At 71.8% G+C, this 22,852-nt stretch carries 24 protein-coding genes and 3 pseudogenes; 12 read left to right on the forward strand and 15 right to left on the reverse strand.

Annotated features, from left to right (window positions below; all coding sequences use genetic code 11):
• Positions 1–9: 9 nt before the first annotated feature.
• On the reverse strand, positions 10–897 hold the full coding sequence (locus tag ACIRNI_RS27110) for a DUF5995 family protein (protein WP_403555228.1): 888 nt from the start codon (positions 895–897) through the stop codon (positions 10–12).
• Between the two features lie 174 nt (positions 898–1,071).
• Between ACIRNI_RS27110 and ACIRNI_RS27115 the strand changes: the two genes are divergently transcribed.
• Positions 1,072–1,653: a GNAT family N-acetyltransferase gene (locus ACIRNI_RS27115; RefSeq protein WP_403555230.1), complete on the forward strand. Its 582-nt coding sequence runs from the start codon at positions 1,072–1,074 to the stop codon at positions 1,651–1,653.
• 69 nt (positions 1,654–1,722) lie between these two features.
• On the opposite strand, the gene ACIRNI_RS27120 is transcribed toward ACIRNI_RS27115, so the two are convergent.
• Together ACIRNI_RS27120 and ACIRNI_RS27125 are read right to left on the reverse strand one after the other, a co-directional pair.
• Positions 1,723–1,989 carry a GlsB/YeaQ/YmgE family stress response membrane protein gene (locus ACIRNI_RS27120; RefSeq protein ID WP_403555232.1) on the reverse strand — a complete coding sequence of 89 codons (267 nt, stop codon included), beginning with the start codon at positions 1,987–1,989 and terminating at the stop codon, positions 1,723–1,725.
• 112 nt (positions 1,990–2,101) lie between these two features.
• Positions 2,102–2,323: a DUF5133 domain-containing protein gene (locus ACIRNI_RS27125; protein WP_403555234.1), complete on the reverse strand. Its 222-nt coding sequence runs from the start codon at positions 2,321–2,323 to the stop codon at positions 2,102–2,104.
• A 209-nt stretch (positions 2,324–2,532) separates the two neighbouring features.
• On the opposite strand from ACIRNI_RS27125, the gene ACIRNI_RS27130 reads away from it, so the two are divergent.
• Both ACIRNI_RS27130 and ACIRNI_RS27135 read left to right on the forward strand, forming a co-directional pair.
• Positions 2,533–3,702 (forward strand): polysaccharide pyruvyl transferase family protein, encoded by a 1,170-nt coding sequence (locus ACIRNI_RS27130; protein WP_403555236.1) that lies wholly within the window; start codon positions 2,533–2,535, stop codon positions 3,700–3,702.
• Between the two features lie 34 nt (positions 3,703–3,736).
• Positions 3,737–5,146: an FAD-dependent oxidoreductase gene (locus tag ACIRNI_RS27135; protein ID WP_403555238.1), complete on the forward strand. Its 1,410-nt coding sequence runs from the start codon at positions 3,737–3,739 to the stop codon at positions 5,144–5,146.
• A 22-nt stretch (positions 5,147–5,168) separates the two neighbouring features.
• On the opposite strand, the gene ACIRNI_RS27140 is transcribed toward ACIRNI_RS27135, so the two are convergent.
• Complete coding sequence (locus ACIRNI_RS27140; RefSeq protein WP_403555240.1) at positions 5,169–5,858, reverse strand: ATP-binding cassette domain-containing protein; 690 nt, start codon at positions 5,856–5,858, stop codon at positions 5,169–5,171.
• Positions 5,859–6,026: 168 nt separating this feature from the next.
• Here ACIRNI_RS27140 and ACIRNI_RS27145 point away from each other — a divergent pair, with 168 nt between their 5' ends.
• Entirely contained in the window at positions 6,027–6,887 is an 861-nt protein-coding gene (locus ACIRNI_RS27145) for an HpcH/HpaI aldolase/citrate lyase family protein (RefSeq protein WP_403555242.1), read from the forward strand.
• 21 nt (positions 6,888–6,908) lie between these two features.
• On the opposite strand, the gene ACIRNI_RS27150 is transcribed toward ACIRNI_RS27145, so the two are convergent.
• The gene (locus tag ACIRNI_RS27150) at positions 6,909–8,450 is read right to left on the reverse strand and encodes a non-reducing end alpha-L-arabinofuranosidase family hydrolase (protein ID WP_403555244.1); all 1,542 of its coding nucleotides are present in this window, start codon (positions 8,448–8,450) and stop codon (positions 6,909–6,911) included.
• A gap of 242 nt (positions 8,451–8,692) precedes the next feature.
• Between ACIRNI_RS27150 and ACIRNI_RS27155 the strand changes: the two genes are divergently transcribed.
• From ACIRNI_RS27155 to ACIRNI_RS27180, 6 genes are all read left to right on the forward strand, one after another.
• Positions 8,693–9,067 carry a hypothetical protein gene (locus ACIRNI_RS27155; RefSeq protein WP_403555246.1) on the forward strand — a complete coding sequence of 125 codons (375 nt, stop codon included), beginning with the start codon at positions 8,693–8,695 and terminating at the stop codon, positions 9,065–9,067.
• An 11-nt stretch (positions 9,068–9,078) separates the two neighbouring features.
• A complete protein-coding gene (locus ACIRNI_RS27160; protein WP_403555248.1) occupies positions 9,079–10,662 on the forward strand; it encodes a peptidoglycan-binding protein in 1,584 nt (527 codons plus the stop codon).
• Entirely contained in the window at positions 10,643–11,149 is a 507-nt protein-coding gene (locus ACIRNI_RS27165; RefSeq protein ID WP_403555250.1) for a protease inhibitor I42 family protein, read from the forward strand. The genes ACIRNI_RS27160 and ACIRNI_RS27165 overlap by 20 nt, the downstream gene beginning before the upstream one ends.
• 23 nt (positions 11,150–11,172) lie before the next feature.
• The gene (locus ACIRNI_RS27170; RefSeq protein WP_403555252.1) at positions 11,173–11,583 is read left to right on the forward strand and encodes a hypothetical protein; all 411 of its coding nucleotides are present in this window, start codon (positions 11,173–11,175) and stop codon (positions 11,581–11,583) included.
• A 66-nt stretch (positions 11,584–11,649) separates the two neighbouring features.
• On the forward strand, positions 11,650–13,044 hold the full coding sequence (locus ACIRNI_RS27175; RefSeq protein WP_403555254.1) for a DEAD/DEAH box helicase: 1,395 nt from the start codon (positions 11,650–11,652) through the stop codon (positions 13,042–13,044).
• A 65-nt stretch (positions 13,045–13,109) separates the two neighbouring features.
• Entirely contained in the window at positions 13,110–13,352 is a 243-nt protein-coding gene (locus ACIRNI_RS27180) for a DUF5302 domain-containing protein (RefSeq protein ID WP_403555256.1), read from the forward strand.
• Positions 13,353–13,399: 47 nt separating this feature from the next.
• Here the strand turns inward: ACIRNI_RS27180 and ACIRNI_RS27185 are convergent, their stop codons facing one another.
• The 3 genes and pseudogenes from ACIRNI_RS27185 to ACIRNI_RS27195 form a co-directional block, all read right to left on the reverse strand.
• On the reverse strand, positions 13,400–14,035 hold the full coding sequence (locus ACIRNI_RS27185) for a hypothetical protein (protein ID WP_403555258.1): 636 nt from the start codon (positions 14,033–14,035) through the stop codon (positions 13,400–13,402).
• 353 nt (positions 14,036–14,388) lie between these two features.
• The gene (locus ACIRNI_RS27190) at positions 14,389–15,876 is read right to left on the reverse strand and encodes an NAD(P)/FAD-dependent oxidoreductase (protein ID WP_403555260.1); all 1,488 of its coding nucleotides are present in this window, start codon (positions 15,874–15,876) and stop codon (positions 14,389–14,391) included.
• A 100-nt stretch (positions 15,877–15,976) separates the two neighbouring features.
• A pseudogene (locus ACIRNI_RS27195) lies at positions 15,977–16,312 on the reverse strand (aldehyde dehydrogenase); the annotation flags it as partial.
• A 453-nt stretch (positions 16,313–16,765) separates the two neighbouring features.
• Here ACIRNI_RS27195 and ACIRNI_RS27200 point away from each other — a divergent pair.
• A complete protein-coding gene (locus ACIRNI_RS27200) occupies positions 16,766–17,185 on the forward strand; it encodes a molybdopterin-binding protein (protein WP_403555261.1) in 420 nt (139 codons plus the stop codon).
• 106 nt (positions 17,186–17,291) lie between these two features.
• Here the strand turns inward: ACIRNI_RS27200 and ACIRNI_RS27205 are convergent, their stop codons facing one another.
• The 4 genes from ACIRNI_RS27205 to ACIRNI_RS27220 form a co-directional block, all read right to left on the reverse strand.
• Positions 17,292–17,483, reverse strand: coding sequence for a pyridoxine 5'-phosphate oxidase C-terminal domain-containing protein (locus ACIRNI_RS27205; RefSeq protein ID WP_403555282.1), 192 nt, complete (start codon positions 17,481–17,483; stop codon positions 17,292–17,294).
• Complete coding sequence (locus tag ACIRNI_RS27210) at positions 17,438–19,384, reverse strand: ABC transporter permease (RefSeq protein WP_403555263.1); 1,947 nt, start codon at positions 19,382–19,384, stop codon at positions 17,438–17,440. Before ACIRNI_RS27210 ends, ACIRNI_RS27205 begins: the two co-directional genes overlap by 46 nt.
• Positions 19,385–19,488: 104 nt before the next feature.
• Positions 19,489–20,298, reverse strand: a complete 810-nt coding sequence (modA, locus tag ACIRNI_RS27215) for a molybdate ABC transporter substrate-binding protein (RefSeq protein ID WP_403555265.1) — start codon at positions 20,296–20,298, stop codon at positions 19,489–19,491.
• A gap of 89 nt (positions 20,299–20,387) precedes the next feature.
• Positions 20,388–20,777 carry a molybdopterin-binding protein gene (locus ACIRNI_RS27220; protein WP_403555267.1) on the reverse strand — a complete coding sequence of 130 codons (390 nt, stop codon included), beginning with the start codon at positions 20,775–20,777 and terminating at the stop codon, positions 20,388–20,390.
• 424 nt (positions 20,778–21,201) lie between these two features.
• Here ACIRNI_RS27220 and ACIRNI_RS27225 point away from each other — a divergent pair.
• Positions 21,202–21,555: pseudogene (locus tag ACIRNI_RS27225) on the forward strand (molybdopterin cofactor-binding domain-containing protein); the annotation flags it as partial.
• A 94-nt stretch (positions 21,556–21,649) separates the two neighbouring features.
• On the opposite strand, the gene ACIRNI_RS27230 reads toward ACIRNI_RS27225, so the two are convergent.
• From ACIRNI_RS27230 to ACIRNI_RS27240, 3 genes and pseudogenes are all read right to left on the reverse strand, one after another.
• Positions 21,650–22,048 (reverse strand): molybdopterin-binding protein, encoded by a 399-nt coding sequence (locus ACIRNI_RS27230; protein ID WP_403555269.1) that lies wholly within the window; start codon positions 22,046–22,048, stop codon positions 21,650–21,652.
• Between the two features lie 82 nt (positions 22,049–22,130).
• The gene (locus ACIRNI_RS27235) at positions 22,131–22,691 is read right to left on the reverse strand and encodes a TSUP family transporter (protein ID WP_403555271.1); all 561 of its coding nucleotides are present in this window, start codon (positions 22,689–22,691) and stop codon (positions 22,131–22,133) included.
• Positions 22,692–22,695: 4 nt separating this feature from the next.
• Positions 22,696–22,852: pseudogene (locus ACIRNI_RS27240) on the reverse strand (IS5/IS1182 family transposase); the annotation flags it as partial.

Consider the following 22,852-nt stretch of genomic DNA (forward strand, 5'->3'; position numbering starts at 1 on the left):
GGCCGTCCGCTACGGAGCGGCCGCGACCTCACCGGCCCCCGTCACACCCTCCCGCTGGGCCTGGCAGTACGTGTCGCGCACCGTGCGGTAGCCCGGGACCTCCACCACGGCCAGCAGCGTCGCCCACTGCGCCGCGTTCGCCTCGATGGCGTCGACCACGCGGGCACGGGCCGCCGGGCTCCCGGCAGCCTCGGCCTCGGCGAGCTGCTCGGCGTAGGACCAGGCCCGCTGGCGCCACAGGCTGAACAGCCCGTGCGCCGTGTACCCGGCGATCGGGTTCCACCGGTCGTCGGCGAGTGAGACCAATGGGTCGTAGCGCCGGGCGACTTCCCGTACGGCCGGACCGTACGCGCGGTCCACCACCGCCTGGAAGCGGTCGTAGTCGCGCTTGCGGCTGGTGCCGTCGGCGCGGGTGAGGCCCAGCGCGGCGAGGACGTACGGCATGTCCCGCTGGATGTGGGCGTTGGCGCCCAGCAGGACGTCCTGCCCGGCGTTCACATCACCGGTGCGGGCCGCGTCGAAGGCGATCCGCCAGGCCCTCGGAACCGGCCGCCCGGCGTCGTCGGCGCGGTAGGCGTCCAGGTACAGGTTGAGGAAACCGGTGTTCAGGCTCCCCGCGAGCCACTGCGGTTCGTCGAAGGAGCCCGGCCGCCGGACCGTGTCCTCCAGCGACTGCTGCAGGTGCGTGTAGATGGACGGGAACGGGGCCCGGTGGTCGCACCCGAGACCGTCGCGGAGCCGCGCCAGTACGCGCTTCGCGTCGCGTACGCAGTCGAGCGCGGGGCCGTGGCACGTCAGGCTCCGCTGCCTCGCGGGCACGGAGGAGGGTGCGGGTGCGGCCCCGGCGGGCGCGACCACCGTCGCGCAGAGCACGCCCGAGAGGGTGAGTGCGCCCAACGCCCTTGCGATCCTGTTCTTCCACACCCTGCGGCCTCCCGTCGCCCGTTGCTGCCGGCCGGCAGCAACGGGACAACGAAGCCCGCGCACAGGGGGTAACGAGGCGGAGCAGCGCGTGAAGGCCCTCCGGGCGCGGCCGCGACACCCGCCCGGACCCGGTGACATCGTGGTGCCATGACCATCGAGGTGCGTCCGGCTTCCGTCTTCGAGGACGTCCGTACCGTGCTCGGGCCGAGGTCACCCGGCGCGAACGTCTGCTGGTGCCTGAGCTACCGGATCCCGTCCAAACTCAACAACGAGCTCCGCGGGCCGGCCCGGGGCGAGTACGTCGCCGAACTGTGCCGCAACGATCCGCCTCCGGGGGTGCTCGCGTACGACGACGGCGAGCCGGTCGGCTGGGCGGCCGTGGCCCCGCGCGCGGACACCTCCTTCGCGCGCAACCGCAAGATCCCGCACGTCGACGACCTGCCGGTCTGGTCGCTGTGGTGCGTCCGCGTACGCCCCGGATTCCGCAAGAGAGGGATCTCGCGCGCCCTCATCGCCGGCGCGGTCGAGTTCGCCCGCGCCCACGGCGCACCGGCGGTCGAGGCCTATCCGATCGACAACGGCGACGACGGCGACGCCAGGGTCGACCTGACGATGGCGTACGCGGGGATCCGGAAGAACTTCGAGCGCGCCGGGTTCGTCCACGTCGCCGACACCACCTCGGTGCTGGCCGGCCGGCCCCGGGTGCTGATGCGGCTCGACCTGCGCTGACGCCCGGTCGGAAGGACGGCAGGTGAAAGCCCCGTCGGCCGGCGGCCGACGGGGCTGTGGTGCCGGGGGTCAGGCGTGGGTGCGTCGTCGGGCCCACATGGGGCTGACGAGGCCGATGAGGAGGGCTGCGATACCCACCTGGAAGATGTGCCGGATCCAGTCGATGCCACCGGTCTCCCGCACTCCGAAAGCGGAGGCCAGCGCGTTTCCCACCACGGCGCCGACGATACCGAGGAGGACCGTCAGCCACAGGGGGATGGGCTGGCGTCCGGGGAGGACCAGCTTGGCCACGAGGCCGATGATCAGTCCTGCGATGATGGCCCAGAGGAAAGACACAGCGTCTCCTTCCGTTCACTGCCCGACCTTCGGGTACCACTCCGCGTGCCCGCCGTCCGCCGCCCTATGCGTGCGCTGTCGGCCCGGCCTCGCGGGTGCCGGTGCGCCCCCTTCATCCGGCTATGAGGGACCCCTCGTCCGACGCCGTACGGAGCAGCTGCCGGCGAGCGGCGCGCAGGGCGGCCTCGCCGTCCTGCGTGCCGGTGGACACGCACAGCGTGTAGGTGACGTCCTCGAGACGTTGTTGCACCGCCGGGCCGCCGGCCTCCGCGTGGAGGGCCTTGAGGGTCTCGTACTCCTCGATCAGCTGGGACAGGACGGCCGGGTGAGCCATCAGCACAACGGTTCTCCTCTCGTCTCCCGGCAGGCGCCGTACGCCCCGGGTGAGAGCGCTCGTTCCCCCCGCGCCCCGGTCCATGCCGGCCCGTCGGGGACGATGGCCGGAAACCGCCGGACCCGCGTCCGTGCCCCCCCGAGATGCGTAAATCTCGCCATGCGGTGAACTGGTGTAGGAGTACACGACGGCCGGCGAGGGGGTCGACCATGGACGACCGAAGCACCGTGACCGTAGGAGTCCTCGGTTCCTACGGCGGACGGAACGTGGGCGATGAGGCGATCCTCACCGCCATGCTGGACCGCATCAGGGCCGGGCGCCCCGACGCCCACCTCGTGGTCTTCTCCCGCAATCCCGACCAGAGCCGCCTCCTCCACCCCGACGTGGAGGTGGTCGGCTGGGAAGGCGTGAACAGGGAGCGGATCTCCGAGCACCTGCGCCGGCTCGACGTGCTGGTGCTCGGCGGCGGCGGCATCCTCTACAACACCGAGGCGCGCCGTTACCTGCGGCTGGCCGCCACCGCCCAGGAGTACGGCGTCCCCGTCTTCACGTACGCCGTCGGCGCCGGGCCCCTCAGCGACGAGGCCGACTGCGCCTGGGTCCGTACGGCGCTCTCCGGCGCGGCCGAGGTGACGGTCCGCGACGAGGAGTCGAAGCTGGTCCTGGAGGAGGCCGGGTTGAACCGGCCGGTGACGGTCACCGCCGACCCGGCGCTGCTCCTCGAACCCGGCGACGGCGGCGATGAGCTCCTCCGGGCCGAGGCCGTGCCCAGCGGGGTGCGGCTGGTGGGCATGAGCGTGCGGGAGCCCGGCCGTGCGGCCGAGCACCTCGACGAGGACGGCTACCACCAACTCCTCGCCAGCGTCGGCGACTTCCTCGTCCACCGGCTGGACGCCCACGTCGTCTTCGTACCGATGGAACGCGACGACATCCGGCACGCGCACGCCGTGGTCGCCCACATGATCGAGGCCCAGCGCTGCCGGGTCCTGCACGGCAGCTACCGCCCGCAGCAGGTCCTCGACATCGTCAAGCAACTGGACCTGGCCATCGGCATGAGGCTGCACTTCCTGATCTTCGCCGCGCTCGCGGGGGTCCCGCTGCTGCCCCTGCCCTACGCGGGGAAGGTCTTCGACTTCGCGCAGGAGATCGGCGCACCGGCCCTGCGCGGCGTGGTCAGGGAGGCCGCGGGCCCCCTCCTGGCCGAGGTGGACCGCCTGTGGGACGAGCGGTCGGCTCGCGCGGCGCACACGGCCGCCCGGACGGCGGCGATGAAGGTGAGGGCCGCCGAGACCACCGACCGGCTCCTCGCCTACCTGGACCGCATCGCCCCCCGCGCGCTCGTCCACGGCGGCGCGCCTGCCCCGGCCCCGGTCGGCTGACCCGCACGAACCCCCGGCTCCCCAGGGAGGAACCGTGACCCACCTGATGCCGCCCCGCGTCCCCCGGAGCGTGCAACTGCCCCCGCGTCAGGCGCTGCACGCGGGATCCACGCAGGTGCTCGTGGTCGGGGGCGGGCCGGCCGGGATCGGGGCGGCCATCGGAGCGGCGAACGCGGGCGCCGAGGTGGTCCTCGTCGAGCGGTACGGATTCCTCGGCGGCAACGCCACCGCGGCGCTGGTCATGCCGCTGATGAGCTTCCACAACGAGGTCAAGCAGGCCGTCGTCGGCGATCCCTCCCGGCTGCTGCCGCCCGACCACGGGGAGGGCGAGCCGGTCGTCGGCGGTGTCCTGCGGACGCTGCTCGACCGGCTGGTGAGCGCCGGGGCGGCGATCCGCCCCTCACTGGAGACCGGCTACACGGTCCCCTTCGACCCGGAGCTGTTCAAGCTCGTGCTGTACGAGCTGCTGGAGGTCCACGAGGTGCGCACGCTGCTGCACGCCTTCGCCTCCGGCGTCGTCGACCTGCCCGACCGCGCGAGGGCCGTGTTCGAGACCAAGTCCGGGCCCCTGGTCATGGACGCGGACGTGATCGTCGACTGCACCGGCGACGGGGACATCGCCGCCGCGGCCGGCGCCTCGTACGAGATCGGCCGGCCGGAGGACGGCTGGACGCAGCCCATGACGCTGATGTTCCGGATGGCCCGCTTCGACCAGGAGCGGTTCGCCGCGTACGCCCGTGCCAACCCGGACCAGTGGAAGGGCGTGCACGGGCTGTGGGACCTGGTCCGGGCCGCCACCGACGCCGGGGAGCTCGACCTGCCGCGCGAGGACATGCTCTTCTTCGCCACCCCCAACACCGGCGAGGTCGCGGTCAACTCCACCCGCGTCACCGAGGTGCTCGGCACCAGCGTCTGGGACCTCACCCGCGCGGAGTTCACCGCCCACCGCCAGATGGCGCAGATCGCCCGCTTCCTGAAGGCCCGGGTGCCCGGGTTCACCGACTCGTACGTCGTGCAGAGCGGTGTCCAGATCGGGGTCCGCGAGACACGCCGGATCATGGGCGAGTACCAGCTGACGGGCGAGGACGTGCTGACCGCCCGGATGTTCGACGACGCCATCGCCCGCGGCGCGTACCCCGTCGACATCCACAACCCGAGCGGCCGCGGCACCACCCTCAAACGGCTTCCCCGCGGCCGGTCCTACGACATCCCGCTGCGCTGCCTCTTCCCCCGTGACGTGGACCGGGTCCTGGTCGCCGGCCGCTGCATCTCCGGCGACCACGTCGCCCACTCCTCTTACCGCGTCATGCCGATCGCCATGGCCACCGGACAGGCGGCGGGCGTCTGCGCCGCCCTCGCCGCGACCCAGGGCAAACGCCCGCAGGACGTCCCCGCCAGTGTGGTCCAGCGCGAGCTGCGCGCGCAGGGCGCGAGCCTTCACTGAAGGACCGGTCCCGGTCGCCCGGTCATGCCGTGTCTTCCACGGGCAGTTCCAGGCGGCGTCCGTGGAAGCGTTCGCGCAGGAGCCGGTCGTGGGTGACGACGACCAGCGTGCCCGTGTAGGGGACCAGGGCCGCCTCGATCTCTTCCACCAGGGCGGGAGCCAGGTGGTTCGTGGGCTCGTCCAGCAGCAGCAGGTCGAGGGGACCGGCCGTCACGAGCCGGGCCAGTTCGAGCTTGCGGCGCTGACCGACGGACAGCTCGCGCAGGGGGACGGTGAGGTCGGCGGCGTGGAACAGGCCGAGCGCGAGAAGTTCGTCGGCGTGCTCGTCGGGGTGCCCCGCCCTGTCGGCCGCGAAGGCCGTCAGCAGGGTGCGCGTGTCGAAGGCGGCATCGGGGGCGCTCCGCTGACGGAGGAATCCGACCCGCGGCGGCCGGCGCACGATGCCCGCGTCCGGTGTCGGTTCGCCGGCCAGCACCTGGAGGAGGGTGCTCTTGCCGGCACCGTTGGGGCCGGTGACGAGGAGCCGTTCGCCCGGGGCGAGTTGCAGGGACGGAATGTGCAAGCGCCCCTCGACCGTGACGTCTTCCAGGTGCGTCGCCGTCGGCATTTCGCCGTCGGCCGGCGCGCCGTCGGCCACTGTGCCGTCGACGCGGCCGGTGAACCGCAGCGGCTGGGGAGGCGGCGGCAGGGGGTTCTCCCTGAGCCGCTGCAACCGCTCGCGCGCGTTGCGGATGCGGCTCTCGTCAAGGAGTGAGCCCGCCTTGACCCGTGGGGCCGGACATGGCTACGGTTTCCGGCACTCGTCCGCCCTTCCTGCCCCGCTTCGCCGCGGCGTGCGGTATCCGATGGGCGGCCGCGCCCGAGAACGGATGGAGTGTCCGTGGCCCCGCGCTCATGGCTGTACGTGCCCGGCGATCGGCCCTCGCTCCTGGAGAAAGCCCTCGCCCGGGGCGCCGACGCCGTCATCGTCGACCTCGAGGACGCCGTACCGGCGACCGCGAAGGAAGCCGCCCGCGACCAGGTGGCCCGCTGGGTGGCCGCGCAGCGGCCCGGCGGACCGTGCGCCCTCTGGGTGCGGATCAACCCCGGCGCCGCCGGCCACGCCGACGCCCGAGCGGTTGCCGCCCCGGCTCTGGCCGGCGTGGTCATGGCCAAGTGTGCCGGTCCGGAGGACGTCCGCGCTCTGGACGCCGTCCTCGCGGAACGCGAGCGCGCGGCCGGCATCGCCGTGGGCCGTATCGAGGTGTCGCCGCTCCTGGAGGACGCCGGGGCGGTACTGGCAGCCCCCGCCATCGCCGCCGCCTCGCCGCGCGTCCGGCAACTCCAGATCGGCGAGGCCGACTTGTGTGCAGACCTGGGCATGGAACCGGGGCCGGACGAGCGCGAACTGCTGGCCCTGCGCACCCACGTGCTGCTGGCGTCCGCCGCCGCCGGTATCCGCCCGCCCGTGGGCCCGGTCTTCACCGACTACCGCGACGCGGACGCCCTGCGACGCTCCACGCAAGCGCTGCGACGACTCGGCTACCGGTCGCGCGCCTGCATCCACCCCTCCCAACTCCCCGTCGTCCACGAGGCCTTCACCCCCACGCCCACCGAGATGGACCGGGCCAGGCGGCTTGTCGACCGGTACGAGGCGGCCGTGCGCGCCGGACAGGGCGTGCTGACCGACGACGGCCGGATGGTCGACGAGGCGGTCGTACGCGCCGCCCGCCGCGTCCTCGCGGCGGGCGAAGCTGTGTGAGGCTTCCTCGGTGCCGTCCCGTCAGCAGCCGGAGTTCGTCTGGGTGAGCAGGCCCATGCGCCAGGGCAGGCGGAGGTAGTCGCCCCCGGCGCCGGGGTCCATGCCCTGGTAGACGTACTGCAGACGGCACGGGTTGATGGTCAGGGTCTGGTCGTTGGTGGCGCGGACCAGCTCGCCGTGGCTGATGTCCTGGGTCCAGGCGCCGCCGGGGAAGGCGACGTTGGCGCGGCCGGCGAAGGGCTCGTTCTCCGTGGCGGCGAGGGGGGTCCAGTTGCCGGCGAGGCTGGTGGAGGTGAAGGAGCGGAAGTAGCGGCGGCCGGTCGAGCCGATGGCCTCCTGGAGCAGCAGGTACTGGTCGCTGCCGACGACCTTGTAGACGTTGGACGCCTCGAACAGGTTGAACTTGGTGTCCGACAGCACGATCCGCGTGTTGCCGAAGCCGTTCGGGAAGTTGGCCAGGCTGGTCTGGGCCCGGTAGATGTGGCCGTTGTCGTCACTGAAGAACAGATGGCAGTTGGCGGTGTCGCAGATGACCCAGAAGTCGATCCAGGTGCCGTCGCCCTTGTTCTGGGTGACGATGGGCGGCTCCTGGGAGATGAAGGTGCGCGGCGCGGACCAGGAGCGCGGGTCGGCCGGGTTGGTGCTGGTGGAGTAGGTCGGCGGACCGGTCTGGTAGACCATGTACCACAGGTTCTGCGGCGCGAAGTAGAACACCTGGGGCGCGGCCCGGTAGCCGGGGCCGATGGCCGAGGCGGTGTCCAGGTAGGTGTGGGGTGCGGAGGCCGCCCGGGACCAGTCGTCGAAGGCGAACTGTACGAGACCCCAGCCGGAGGGGCTTGCGGTCGTCGCGTACGTCAGCCACTGGTTGTTGTGCCGTACGACGGAGAAGTCCTTGATCGCCAGCGCCTGCGGGTGCTGGGCGTCCGGCTTCGGCCCGGCCAGGACTCCGCTCGAGGACCAGCGGAACGTCGACGGCAGCGAGCCGCCGCTGCCGCTTCCGACGCGGACCAGCCGCCACTGCTGGTTGGCCCCGCCCCAGTCGGCGTATTGCACGACCTTGGCGCCGTCCGCGGTGGACGCGCCCTGCACCTCGACGGCCTTCCCGCTGTTGCGGTTGATCAGCCGGACGTGGCCGTCCGGCGAGTCGGCCAGCCGGAACTGCTGGTTGGCGCCGTTGAGGTCGCTCCACTGGACGAGGTCCGCCCCGTCGGCGGCCGAGTGCTGGTAGACGTCCAGCACCTTGCCTGAGTGCTGTGCCCGCAGACGGTAGTAGCCGCCGCCCGCATCCACGAACTGGAACCGCTGGTTGGCGGCGTCGGCGCGGGTCCACTGCTGGACGCGTGCCCCGTCGGAGGCGTCCGCGCCGGACACGTCGAGCACCTTGCCGCTGGCGCGGTTGACGAGTACGTACCACGCGTTCGTCTCCACGGTGGCCGCCTGCGCCGTCCCGGCGGCACCGACCGCGGACAAGAGCGCCGCCAGTAAGACGGTCACCGCCGTCAGCGCGGCTGTTCGTCTGCCGCGCCTCCACCCGGGCGTGTGCATCCCGTGCATGTCTCTCATGTTGTCCGTCCTTCGCGACAGGGGAGCGCTCCCATTGGACGAAATACCGAACAATGGTCGGCTGGTCGGGAATGTGAGGCGCACGCTAGTGAGGCCCACAGCGGCCGTCAATGGGGCGTGCGCATCCCGTGTGCGTGCTTGATGTGGAGGAGGCGTGCGTGGCCGATGACCATGATCGTTCGTATGTACGGTGCGTGTTAGCCTGCCCGCGGTCGTGATCGCATGCGTACGGGGGAGGCACGGTGGGCCAGGACGGCTACCAGATCAAGGCGGGGATGACGGGCCAGGCCCAGCAACTCGACGACGCCGGCACGGACATGGACGGCGTCAGCGCGGCCGTCAAGGCCCGCACGACGTACTCGTACAGCAACGTCGGCGGCGAGGACGCCGCGTCCGCGCTGAACGAGTTCGTCAAGGCATGGGAAGCGGAGGCCAAGACGCTGGCGTCGGCGTTGCACGAGCTCGGTGCCAAGGTGCAGCTGGCCAAGAAGGACTACCGCGGCTCCGACGGCCTGGTGCGGACGCAGGTGGACAGCGTCCCCGCCGGCGGCAAGAGCGGCCTCGCCGACACATCAACGCAGGCGGAGCGACGCAGCTCGGCCCTGTCGAGCTACTGAGGAACGGTCCGGTGTCCTTTTTCTCCTCTCCTTTCGACTCCCCTTCCTTCCGCCTCGCCTTGCTCGCCGGGCTGTCCAAGAAGATGCTCGCCGCCGGGAGCAAGAACGAGCTCCTCGACCTGATCGACAACGCCCTCTCCGTGCCCGCACCCGGCGGCGACCAGGGCGTGCTGGAGAACGCGGCAAGGCTCTACCGCAGCCAGGTCGACCAGGTCGGCAGCGTCTTCGACCAGGTGGACCGGGTGGGCCGCAAGGGCCTTCCGGAGGTATGGGTCGGCGACACGAGCGTCCTCGCCTCCGACGCGGTGAATGCCGTCGGCCGGTCCGTGACCCAGATGAGCGAGGCGTTCAACGGTGGCGCGACGGCGCTGCTGACGCTGGCCGACGCCATCGCCGCCGCGCAGCGCAAGGACGAGCAGGGCCGCGGACAGCTGCTGGAGCAGAAGAAGATCCTCGGCGGCAGGGACGGCTTCTTCGACGACATGCACGAGAACGACGAGGAGGAGTGGGACCGCCTGAACGCCTGCCACTTCGGCTCCTACGCCGTCGACATGATGCACGCCGCCGTCTCCGAGGCGCAGGAGGCCAGCCGCGTCGCGGCCCGTGACCTGAACAAGTGGGCCGCCGAGGCGCGAGCCGGGAAGATGGGGACCAGCGAACTCTCCGCCGTCGACAAGGTGATGCTCGCCGACACCGGCGTCGCGGGCGCCCACACCGAACTGAACGAGATCCTCACGCCCGCCGACCTGGCGCGCGCGTCGACCCGTATGGACCTGCTGAGCCTGGACGACGCGACGGCCATGGAGCGGATGCTGGCGAAGTCGAACAGTCCGGAGGAGCGGGCCTACCTGATGAAGGCCCTGGCCGCCGGTCACAGCGTCACCGAGATCGGGAAGTTCCAGGACAAGATTCACGACAAGGACCCCGACTGGCTGCGCCGGCACCTCTCTCCGGTGGTCACCGGCGCGGACAGCATGAAGGACAAGGGCCTGGAGCAGGACGGCTCGAACAAGAACAAGGACCACGTGACCTTCAACGGCCAGCTGTGGGTCCAGGGCGGCGACGGCTCCGAGGGCACCTGCGTGGCCTCGTCCACCGTCACCTCCCGCGCCATGGTCGACCCCGTGTACGCGCTCCAGCTCACCGGCGGCCCCGACGGTCAGCAGGACGACCCCGTGGCCTTCAGGCAGCGCCTGGTGGCCGAACAGCACCGGCTGCACACCGAAGGCGAAGGCGGTGAGAAGTGGACCGGCATGGGGCCCGAGGGGCAGGAGCGGATCAACGACACCCACGTCGGCAGTGCCACCGGCACCGACTACCAGCGCCAGGACCTGAACACCGCCGCCGACCGCAGGGCGGTCCTCACCGAGGTCGAGAAGTCGGTGGCGCAGGGCCGGCCGGTGCCGGTCGACGTCTCGGGCGAGAAGGGCGCCCACGCCATGACCATCATCGCCCAGGAAGGCGACATGCTTCAGGTGTACAACCCCTGGGGCACGACCACCTGGGTCAGCGAGGACGACTTCATCAACGGCCGCATGGGCAAGGCTTCCAGCAATGAACTCCCCAACGCGTACAGTGTCTACCTTCCGCGGTAGGAGGGGCGGTGCCGCGATCGCGGCGGCCGCGCTCCTCGCTCTCACCACGGGCTGCGGCCCGGGCACCGACGAACCGTCCGGCGGCGCGCGGACCGTCGACCACCCGGTGGAGGACACCACCATCGAGGCAAAGCCGGGCGAGCGCTTCGCGCTCACCGTCGACCAGAACGTCTCCACCCGCGAGCACTGGTACCTGGTCGACCCCAAGCCCGACAGCTCGGTGCTGGTCAGCCGCGGCCAGGAGGACGCGTCGGACTCCGGCGACGAGCCGGTGCCCGGCGCCGGCGGCCGGCTCACCTTCACCTTCGAGGCGAAGGGCAAGGGCACCACCCGCTTCACGCTGCTGCACTGCACCTTCACCACCTGCCAGGGCCACACCTCCACCCGGCCCCCCGCGACGACCGGGCCCTCCGCCACCCCGACCACGGGGTCGGCCACCCCCTCCCCGGCACCCGAGCGCATCACCTACACCGTCACCGTCGACTGAGCCGAGACACCCGAGGCCCCACCATGAACGACGCCCCGTACCCGCCGGAGCGCACGGACGACGAGCTGGCCCAGCTCGACATCACCGTCCTGCTGCGCTACGGCCTCACCGCCGGGCCCGGCAGCCGGCGCACCGCCCTCTTCGGCGACGGCGCCGCGGCCGCGGCCGTCATCCTCGACCGCCTCGGCACCGAGCCGCGCTCGGTCTCCTTCCTCGCCGACACCGTGCGCGCCGGCGGACTCGCCCACGCCGCGGAACTGCCCGAGCCACTGCCCCGCCCGGAGGCGGCCGCCCTCGTACAGGAGTGGCTGCGGGCCGGCACCGAGATCGTGGGCGGGCCCGCCGCCGACGACACCGCGGCCACCTGGCTGCGCGCCGTCGCGACCATCATCGAAATGAAGCAGCTGACCCGGTCGCGGGACGGGAGTGCGTGATCCGACCTGTAAAGTAGTGCAGTCCTGCCGGGCCTTCCTCGGTACGTCCCCTGCGGAAGGCTCTTCATGAAGCACCCCGACGACTCCGGCACCACTCACGGCGGTCCGGCGGCGCTGCCCCCGGCCGTCTCCTTCGCCGGCCTGGAACTGCCGGCGGAGGTCCTGCGGACGCTGAGCGACCTCGGGGTGCGTGAACCCTTCCCGATCCAGGCCGCCACGTTGCCCGACGCCCTGGCGGGACGCGACGTCCTGGGCCGCGGGCGCACCGGATCCGGCAAGACGCTCGCCTTCGGCCTGCCGCTGCTGACCCGCACGGCCGGGCGGCGCGCCGAACCGAAGCAGCCCCTCGCCCTCGTCCTCGTGCCCACCCGGGAGCTGGCCCAGCAGGTCACCCAGGCGCTGGCGCCGTACGCCGAGGCCTTGCGGCTGCGGATGGCCACGGTCGTCGGCGGCGTGTCGATCGGCCGGCAGGTCGCCGCGCTGCGCGAGGGCGCCGAGGTGGTCGTCGCCACTCCCGGACGCCTCCACGACCTGATCGAGCGCAACGCCTGCCGCCTGGGACGCGTGCGGATCACGGTGCTGGACGAGGCCGACCAGATGTGCGACATGGGATTCCTGCCGCAGGTGGTCGAGGCGCTCGACCAGGTGCACCCCGACGGTCAGCGGATGCTGTTCTCGGCCACCCTGGACCGCGACGTCGATCAGCTGGTCCACCGCTACCTTCACGACCCCGTCGTCCACTCGGTCGACCCGTCCGCGGGCACCGTCTCGACGATGGCGCACCACGTCCTGGTCGTCCACGGCCCCGACCGCTACGCCGTCACCACGGAGATCGCCGCCCGCGACGGCCGCGTCCTGCTGTTCCTCGACACCAAGCACGCCGTCGACCAGCTCACTCGGCACCTGCGGGCCAGCGGGGTGCACGCCGGGGCCCTGCACAGCGGCAAGTCCCAGCCGCAGCGCACCCGGACCCTGGCGCAGTTCAAGAACGGCCAGATCACCGTTCTGGTGGCGACCAATGTCGCGGCCCGCGGCCTGCACGTCGACGACCTCGATCTCGTGGTCAACGTCGACCCGCCCACCGACCCCAAGGACTACGTGCACCGCGCCGGCCGCACCGCCCGCGCCGGCGAGTCCGGCAGCGTGGTCACGCTCGTGCTGTCCGGCCAGCGCCGCGAGACGAGCCGCATGATGGCCGAGGCCGGCATCGAGCCGACCGTCACCAAGGTGCGCTCGGGCGAGGCGGAGCTGAGCCGCATCACCGGCGCCAAGGCCCCCTCCGGCGCCCCGCTCGACGGCGGGCCGGCCGCCCCCCGGCCCAAGAACACCAACGCTCCCTTCCGCGGCCTCGGCACCAGCAAGGGCACCTCCCGCGGTGCCGGCGGCACGTCCCGCAAGGCCGGCGAGGCCCGCAAGCTCGCCGAGGCCCGCAAGGCCGCCCTCGTGCGCCGGAACGGCTGAGAGTCCGCACACTGCCCCCGGCATGACAAGCTGTGCCGGTCCATCCCCGAATCCAGGAGGTCACCATGACCGCAGAGCCCGTACCTACGGAGGGTTCGGAGCCGGCCGCCCCCGAGACGCCCCCTCTGGCGCCGGACAGCGACGGCACGTACGACCTCAAGCGCAAGTTCCGTGAGGCCCTGGCGCGCAAGCGCGGCGCCCAGGCGGACGCGGCGGACGTCGCCGCCAACCCGGACGCGTCGAAGGTGCGCGCGGCGCACGGCCCGGCCTCGAGCCAGCGGTCGTTCCGGCGCAAGAGCGGCGGCTGAGCCGATCGGTCCCGCAGCCACCGGCGTGCGCCGGTGGCTGCGCAGTCTCAGCAGTCCTCGCCGAACTTCACCGCGCCGATAGTCACGGGCTCACCGGTGAGGGCGGCTCCGGCGGCGGGATCGGTCGAGCAGACCTGCCAGTTCGACTCGACGAGAACCATGCGGTCCTGACCGGACGCGTCGTTCACCGTGATGCTCGTCGAGCTGTCGAGGGACTGGCGCGCGACCTTGACCGACTTGCCCACGAAGTCGGGCATGGTGCCGCCGGCCTCAGCGGGCTCGGCCTTGTCACCGCCGGCCGGGCAGTCCTCCTCCAGTTTGACGGTACTGAAATCGACCTTCGTGTCGGTGGGGTGCTGCCCGGGTGCCGGGGTCTGGGAGCAGACCTTCCAGCTCCGGTCCACGACCTGGTTACGGCCGCGGCCGAGTGCGTCGTGGGACGTGAGGAGGTAGAAGCCGGCCGCTTGGGCTTCATCCTGGGCGCTCTGGAGGCCCTTGCCGGTCAGGTTGGGCAGGGCCGCATTCTCGGCGTCGGGCTTTGTCTCCTTGCCGGGCGCGCCGGAGCCGGCGGGCGTCTTGCCGTCGACCGGTGCTTTGTCCGTGCCCGATTCGGCCGGGCCGCACGCGGTGAGCGCGGCGGCGACCAGCAGAGCGGCTGCTGTCGTGGTGCGATTGGTGCGCATGATGTCCCCCAAGGACCTTGCAGATGAGAGCGACAATAGAGCGGCGACGGCTTGGTCGTGCACACCAACGCCGTCCTGGCTGAGCAGGTCTCCGCTCCCGGCCCGGCCGCCGTCAACGGCAGACAAAGCGGATATAAAAGGCACGTTTGCCCGGATGGCCACGACACATCCCACCGCAAGGTCCGCGCCGTGTCACGCACCCCTTCGTCCGCATGAAGAGCAGGAAAATCCTGCGCGACTGCCCCCTTGGCCGATGTGTCTCACGGTGTGACGGCCGACGCCCTGTGATATCGGCCGACGACTTGAGGCGGTGGCACCGCTGGTGAGCGGCGTACTCGGGCCCGCCGAAAGGGCTACGCCCGGGATCGGAGAGCCGGGGACGCCGGGAGGCGGCGTTCGCCGGCCGGGCTTTCCCGGCCTGCCAGGCGGTCGAGGTGGCTCCGGACGAGTGATGCGAGTGCGGGCCCCTGCTCGTAACCGAGCGGCGCGAGTTCCGGGGGCAGGACGTAGCCGTCGGGCATCCGTGCGTACGTCTGTTCCATGAGCGTGCGGTAGGCGTCGGTGAGCAGGCCCGGCCAGTCGCCGGTCAGGGGCGGCCGCATGCGGGACTCGGCAGCGAGGGACGCGTGATGGGCCGCCGCTTCCTCGATGGCGGCGGCGGCCGTCCAGTCGGTGATCGGCTTCCGGCACGGGTGCCAGGGGGCGAGCCAGGGGCTCGGGGTCTCGTGCAGGATCTCGGTGGCGATTTCCTGGGCGATCAGCGGGGAGGCGTGCAGGCCGTCGCGGTGCGTGCCGGTGGCCACCCACAGGCCGGGGCGCCCGGCGCTCCCGAGGACCGGGTGTCCGTCGAGTCCCACGGGGCGGTTGCCGTGGTGGACGCGGCTGATCCTGGCACCGGTCAGGCCGTGGTGGAGCTGGCTGAGCCCCGCGTCGAGGAGGAAGCGCAGAGCGCCGGCGGTGGGAGCGTCGCCAGGGTGGAGGGCCGGTGCGGCGGAGGCGCCGACGTACCAGGTGCCGTCGGCCTGCGGGACGGCGTGGAGCCCGCATGCGTAGGCGCGGTTCGGTGTGCGTAACACCATCGGCGGCACAGGGCCGGTCGGGCGGAGGGTGACGGCGGTGCCTTCGGCCGCGACCACCGGCAGGACGGGCAGGTCCGGGTCGATGCGGTCCAGGAGGGCGCTGGACCACGCGCCGGCCGCCACGACGACCCGGCCCGCCCTGAACGTGCTCTCCTGGGTGACGAGTTCGTACGCGGTGCCGAGGGCGCGCAGCCGGCCGGCCCCGGCGCGGCGCACGTTCGGCAGCGCCCGGAGCGCCGCGTCCAGGGTCCGCAGCCAGCGGCGTGCGTCCAGGAAGCGTTCCTGCGGTAGGAAGACGGCCCGCAGCGCCCGGTCGTTGTCCAGCGGCCGGTACGCCGGCACATCGGAGACGGCGCTGTCCTCGACGGGCAACCCGTGGCGGGCACCGGCCGCGCGCATGGCTTCCAGCGCCGCCTCGTCGAGTGGTCCGGAGGCCGCGTTGAGCAGGATGTACGTTCCCGTGCCGTACCCGTCCGCGGGCGCCGCTGTCCCGGCCCGTTCCCGGACGGCCCGGCGCCAGGCCGGCCAGCGCGCGGCCGCCTCCACGGCCATCCCGAGGCGCAGTTCGCCGTGCCGGGACCGCACACCGGCCGCCGTCACCTCGCCCAGCACCCCGAGCATCGCCCCAGCCGCCTGCGAGGCTCCGGGGCCGCGCCGCCCCGACAGCACGATCCGCAGCCCGGGCTCGGCGCACGCCAGCGCGTACGCGATTGACCCGCCCAGCACCCCCGCGCCCACGACCACGACGTCGACGTCCGTCACGAAGCCCCCTCGCACGCATCGCCTCACAGGCTTCCCCCGGCAGGTCGGGTCACACCTGCCGCGTACGTCCCGGGGCTCGGGGGCCCGTGAGCGAAAGGCGCTACCGCGCGGGAAACCGTGAGGAGTAGGCGCCCAGGACCACGTCCCGGGGGCGGACACCGGTGGCGATAGACACGCCCTGGAGCCGGGAGCAGCGCAGCATCGGGTAGTTGGCCTCACCGAACACACCTCCGGTGTGCCCGGTGCCGCCGTGGGACGGCAGCCACGGCAGCAGCGAGACGTGGGAGTCGTTGACCTTCAGCAGCCCGCCGTTGAAGGTGCGCGCGACGAAGCGCTCGATGACGGCGGGGTCGGTGGCCCACAAGGAGTTCCGCAAGCCGTACGGGTTGCTCGTGACGTAGGCGATCGCCTCCTGCAGGAGGGACGTGTCGTCTGCCGGGCGCAACTCGGCGCGAGCCAGGAAGTGGCCTGCTGCGTCCTCGTACTCGTCCGGTACCAGCCCGTCGTCTCCAGTGCCGGGCGGAGGTTGCCTTCAGCCAGAAGGTCGTTCGGGTCGAGTGGACGGCCGTGGCGGGCGGCGCGTTCGGTGCGGCCTGCGGGGTGGAAGAGCAGGAGAGCAGAGGTCGGGGCGCTGACGCGAGCCCATTCGAGAAGCGTCGTACGGGGGTTGGGCAGGTGGTCCAAGAGGCCCGGACCAGCTCACAGAGCTGGAGGGGTACCCGGATCGTGGGTTCGGAGCCCTGCATGGAATGCGCGAGGAGAGTGCGTCCGTTCGGCTGGTGGATGCGACGCACGTCGCCGGAGGTATTTCTCGTTCAGGTAGCGTCCTCATGGCGCAGGTCACAGAAGTGATGACTGTTCAATTCCGGCTTTGTGAGGCGTGTTCGCCATGACCCTGTCCATTCGTAACCAGCTCCCCGGCACCGTCACCGCCGTCACGATGGGTGAGGCCATGGCGTCCGTGAAGGTGCGCCTGGCCGGCGGCCAGGAGATCACCGCCGCGATCACCGCAGACGCCGTCAAGGACCTGGGCCTGGCCGAAGGCTCCGCCGTCAAGGCGCTCGTGAAGTCCACCGAGGTCGCCCTCGCGACCGGACCCGTCGACGGCATCTCCATCCGCAACCAGCTCGCCGGCTCCGTCACCGAGGTGTCGACCGGCGGCGCCATGGGCTCCGTCAAGGTTTCCGTCGAGGGTGGGGAACTGACTGCCGCCATCACCAAGGATGCCGTCGAGGACCTCGGCCTGGACGCCGGCACCTCCGTCGTCGCGCTGATCAAGTCGACCGAGATCTCCCTCTCCGCCGCCTGACCGAACCTCTGCACCCACCTGAGGGCCGCACTCCCCCGCCCGGGGGCGCGGCCCTTCAATGTGCCGAAGCGGCACCCGTGCTGCTTCCCGGAACGTGAACCGGACGTCAGGACCAGAGCTGCCGTCGCTGCCAGCCTGCCCCTTCCCGTTCGTATCGCAGCCGGACGTGGACGCGGGTCGTGGCGGCCTGCCAGAACTCGACGACGTCCGGGACGACGGCGCGATCTCGGAGTGCCCGGTGTCGGAAGGCGATCAGAGGGCCACGACCGTCGCCTCGGTCGCCTTGACGCTGGTCCAGACGGACGCCCCGTCGGCGAGGGCCAGTTCGGCGGCGGCCTGCGGGGTGATCTCGGCGACGAGGTCGGGTGCCTGGTCGGAGGTGATCAGGACCCGCAGCCGGCTGCCGCTGCTGGTGATCTCGCGTACGGTGCCGGGCCAGACGTTGCGGGGGCTGCCGGCGGGCTTCTCGCGGTGGACGGACACTGCCTCGGGCGCGACGATCGCGAGCGCCGGTGTGCCGGTCGGCAGCGGTTCGGCCGCGACCAGCGTGCCGCCACCGTCGAGCGCGAGGCCGTCCGAGGTGGCCGTGCCGGGCCAGGCGTTACGGCCGAGCATCCGGGCCACCCAAGGGGATCGAGGGTGGCGGGTGACCTCGGCGGGGGCGGCGTCCTGCAGCGCGCGCCCTTCGTCCAGCACCAGTACGCGGTCGGCGAGGGACACCGCCTCGACCGGGTCGTGCGTGACGATGAGACACACACCGCCGAAGCCGGCCAAGTGCGTGCGCAGGGTGTGCCGGACGTGGGCGCGGGTCGTCTGGTCGAGCGCGGCGAGCGGCTCGTCGAGCACGAGAAGGCGCGGGCGGGCGGCCAGAGCACGGGCCAGGGCGACTCGACCGGCCTGCCCGCCGGACAGCTGGGTCGGTCTGCGGTGTGCGAGGTGGCCGACTCCGAGGCGGTCGAGCCAGTTCTGGGCCTCCCGTCTGGCCTCGGCGCGGGAGACGCCCTGGGCCCGCAGCCCGTACGCGGTGTTGGCGACGGCCGTCATGTGCGGGAAGAGGGCGCCGTCCTGCGGCACCCAGGCGACGCGCCTGCGGTGCGGGGGCAGGGCGGTGACGTCGGTGTCCCCGAGCGTGAGGTCCGCGTGGGCGCGGGGGGTGAGCCCGAGGAGGGCGCGGAGCAGAGTGGTTTTGCCGGCGCCGTTGGGGCCGACGACGGCGATGGTCGTGCCGGGTTCGGCGTCGAGGGTGAGGTGGGTGAAGCCGGTGACCTCGGCGTGCATCGACCAGCGTCCGCCGGACGGAGCCTGCCGGGAGGCGCCGGCCGTCGCCTCGGCCGTGACCGGGACGGTGATCGAGTCGGGCCTGTCCTCGGGCGCGGTGCGGGGGGTCCGGTCGGCAGGGGTGCCCGTCCACCGTCCTCGCAGGGCCATCAGAACGGCCATGGCGATGGCGAGCAGCAACAGGGATACCGAGGTCGCGGCCTCCGGTGCGTCCTGGAGCAGCAGATAGACCTGGAGCGGCAGAGTCTGGGTGGCGCCGGGGAGGTTGCCGGCGAAGGTGATCGTGGCGCCGAACTCTCCGAGGGCTCGTGCCCAGGTGAGGGCCGCCCCCGCGATGACCCCGGGCGCCACCATGGGCAGTGTGACGGTGAAGAACACCCGCACCGGTGAGGCGCCGAGAGAGGCCGCCGTCTCTTCGTAGCGTGGGCGGAGCCCGCCGAGCGCGCCTTCCAGACTGATGACGAGGAACGGCATGGCGACGAAGGTCGCGGCGAGGACGGCTCCGGAGGTGTGGAACGCCAGCGTGATGCCGAAGGTGTTCTCCAGCCACGGTCCGAGCAGTCCGCGTCGGCCGAAGGCGAGGAGCAGCGCGACTCCGCCGACCGTCGGTGGCAGCACCATGGGCAGCAGCACGAGCGAGCGGACCAACGCCTTGCCCCTGAAGGGGACTCGGGCGAGCAGCCAGGCCAGCGGGACGCCGAGCAGCAGCGAGAGCCCGAGCGCCCAGACGGAAACGAGCAGCGACAGCTTCAACGCCTCGACGGTGCCGGGTGAGCTCAGGTGGTCCGCGAGCTCGCCCCACTCGGTCCGGACGAGGATGCCGACCAGCGGGAGGGCCAGGAACGCCACGGCCGCCAGCGCGGGCACCGCCAGTATGAGGGGTGGACGGGCGTCGGACATGCGTACGCCTGCTCGTTTCATCGATGATCCCGAAGACATGAAGGCATGAAGGGGGAGGGGGGCCAACGGGGCTGCCCGTTCCCCCGATACGGACAGCACCTCGCGGTCTGACTGATCCCGGTCCGCTACGGCTTCTGGAAGCCGGCGTCCTGCAGGATCTTCTGGGCTTCCGGCGAAGACAGCCAGGCCACGAACGCGGCGGTGGCCTCGGCGTTCTTCGAGCCCTTCAGCGCGGCGGCCGGATACTGGGCGATGGCGTTCTGCGCGTCGGGGATCTCGACGGCGTCGACCTTGTCCCTGGCGCTCTCGGCGTCCGTCTTGTAGACGAGGCCGGCGTCGGCCTCGCCGAGCTCCACCTTGCTGAGCACGGCGCGCACGTTGGGCTCCTGGGAGACCGGCTTCACCGTGATCTTCTGGGCGTCGAGGATCTGCTTGCTGTACTTGCCGGCCGGGACCTCGGGCGCGGCGAGAACGACCTTGAGCTTGGTGTCTGCGAGGTCCTTCAGGTTGTCCACCTTGTGCGGGTTGCCCTCGCCGGTGGCGATGACGAGCCGGTTCTTCGCGATGACCGTCGCGGCTCCCGTGTCGGCCTTCACCTTGTCCATGCTCTTGGTGTCGGCGGTGACCAGGGCGTCCGCAGGGGAGCCCTGCGAGACCTGGGCGATGAGCTCCTGCGAGCCGGCGAAAGAGAAGGTGATCTTCGTGCCGGGGTTGGCCTTCTCGTATGCGGCACCCGCGGTCTCGAACACGCTGGTGAGAGAGGCGGCGGCGAGAACCGTGAGGTTGGCCTTGGGGGCGGCACTGCCGGAGCCGGAGGCCGGAGACCCGCCGGTGTCCTTCTTGGTGTCGTCGTTGCCGCAGGCGGCGAGAGGAGCGAGCAGTGCTGCGGTGAGGACGGCAGCAGCGGCACGACGTCCGGTGAGCGTGAGGGACATGAGGGTCTGGACTCCTTGGGGACGAACGGAACGTTCGGAGGAGGGCCGGTCGCGCCGACGGCCGAGTTCTCTCGGTACTGCGTGAGGGGTCAGGTGCGGTCGATGTGCACGCTGGTCGACTTCACGCGGGCGGTGGCCTGCATGCCGACTTCCAGTCCCAGTTCCTCGACGGCCTCGCGGGTGAGGAGGGAGACCAGCCGGTGGGGACCGGCCTGAATGGTGACCTGGGCTGCGATGTCACCGAGCTTGATCGCCGTCACGATCCCGGGGAAGGAGTTGCGCGCCGAGGTGTACGACGCGTCTTCGTCGTCGCCCTGCGCGATCTCGATGGAGAACGCGGCCAGCGACTTGCCGTCGATCACACGCCGACCGCTCTCGTCGCGGTGGGTCGCCAGCCTGCCCGCGTCGGCCCAGCGTCGCGCCGTGTCGGGGCTGACGCCGAGCAGACGAGCGGCTTGCCCGATGGTGTATGACTGCATATGCGACACCGTAGGGCCCATAAACTCTCATCTGCAACAAAGTCGTGGGACTCTCCATCGCGAATGAGAGGCCGCTTGTAGGTATGTACGAGGCGTTAGGCCGACGGTCTCACTCCCCGGACAGAGTGGTTCCTGGGATCCGGCACGCGCCGATCCAGCGTGCCCCAGGAAGACCTCCAGTGTTTTTCAGGAGCATCCCGTTCGAACCGCGGCCGGCGCTCAGCAACGGGCCCAGGACCGTCTCGCGGTAGACGGCCCGGACGTCGGCGGGGATGCCGGGCATCAGCATGCCGAGCCCCTTGACGTCGCCGAGGCCGGCGACGCGCGGTGACGACGGTCCCGCGGTGCGCGCTGCGGCCAGTACGTAACGAGCCTGGGTGAGTGCGGTTTTCAAGGCCGGCGGGGTGGCGACTGGCTCACTCACACCGCAGGCACCCTGAATCCCACGGAAGATCGGCTTACCATCCGGCAGTCCGACACCGACGTCGTACGCCATGACACCGGCGCCTTCGCCTCCGCCGGAACGGTCGTCGCGGGCAAGGCGGTGCTGCTCGCCGCGACCTCGCTCGCGGACCGCCTGCGCACCTTGGCCGCCCGCCACACGGGCCTGGCCCGGCACCTGTACGTACTCGGGCCCGAGCCCGTGGACTGCGCCGGTCGGCTCGTCACCCTGAAGGAGCTGTACGAGGCGGGGCACGCCCTCGGTGCGGCGCAGGAGCCGGCGGCCGACGGGCACGGGGGCGGCTCGCCGCGCTCGGTCGCCTTCAACGCCCAGTGGTCGCATCGAGGCACTCACCGGCCGGGACCTGTCCCGTCTGGAGCACACGGTGGCCCTGCGCGCGGCACTGCTCTGCCGCTGACGGCCGCGTCGATCAGGGGAGGTCGATGTGCACGCTCGTCGATTTCACACGGGCGGTCACCGTCACGCCGACCTCAAGGGCCAATTCCTCGACGGCCTCACGCGTCACGAGCGACACCAGCCGGTGCGGCCCCGACTGGACTTCCACTTGCGCGGCCACGTCATCGACCCGTACGGCCGTCACGATCCCGACGAACGAGTTCCGCACGGATGTCGGCACGTCGTCCTCAGGGACGGCGTGCAGCCCGGCACCTCGTTCCTGTGCGAAGCGGGCCAGGGCCGTCCCCTCGATCACCCGCCTGCCGGACCCATCCCGCTCCATACCGAGTTTGCCGCCGTCCGCCCACCGCCGAACGGTCTCCGAACTCACTCCGAGCAGCTGCGCGGCTTGCCCAATGCTGTACGACGGCACAACCGCACTCTAAGCCACTCCCGGACACCGGCAGATGGAGGGAAAGGACCTCATCCCGGGTGAGCTGACCAGGTCGGCCCGGTCAGTCGTGACGGGCGAGTTTGATCGCGGAAACGAGCAGGATCACGGCCAGCAGGGGGATGAGCACCAGGTCCGAGAACACGCCGAGGAGCAGCCCGCCCAGCACTGCGCCGACGACGGATCCCGCGGCCATGACCATGGTGAAGCGGAGATTGGCCCCGAGCACCGCGAAGCTGCCGTCACGGCTGTAGCGCGCGAAGGCCACCAGCATCGTCGGCAGTGAGACCAACAGGGAAAGGCTCCCGGCGGTCCTGATGTCCACGCCGAACAGCAGCACGATCGTGGGGATCAGCAGCTCGCCGCCCGCCACACCCATGATGGCGGCGACCACACCGATGCCGAACCCTGCCGCCACTCCACAGGGCACCTGCGCCCACAGCGGCAGCGCGAGCGCGTCCAGGGGCGTGGTGTGCGTGACCACGAGGGCGGCGGCCATCAGCACCATCAGAGCCGCCAGCACCTTGTAGAGGGTGGCGGAGCGCATGCGTACCGCCCACGCCGCACCGGCCCAGGCTCCCAGCAGGCTCCCGGCCAGCAGGTTCGCGGCGCTCGCCGCCGTCATCCTTGGCGGCCCGGTCGAGCCGGCAGCGTGCTTCGCCCCGGCGGATGCGGCCGTTGATCTGGTCGATCCGTTCCGGGATCGTGCAGGCGATCCCACGCCTGCGGAGATAGGCGCGGATCTTGCGGGCCGAGTAGCCCTTGTCCGCGACGACGCGGTCGGGC

The sequence above is a fragment of the Streptomyces sp. NPDC093546 genome (assembly GCF_044765045.1).
Lineage (GTDB): Bacteria > Actinomycetota > Actinomycetes > Streptomycetales > Streptomycetaceae > Streptomyces.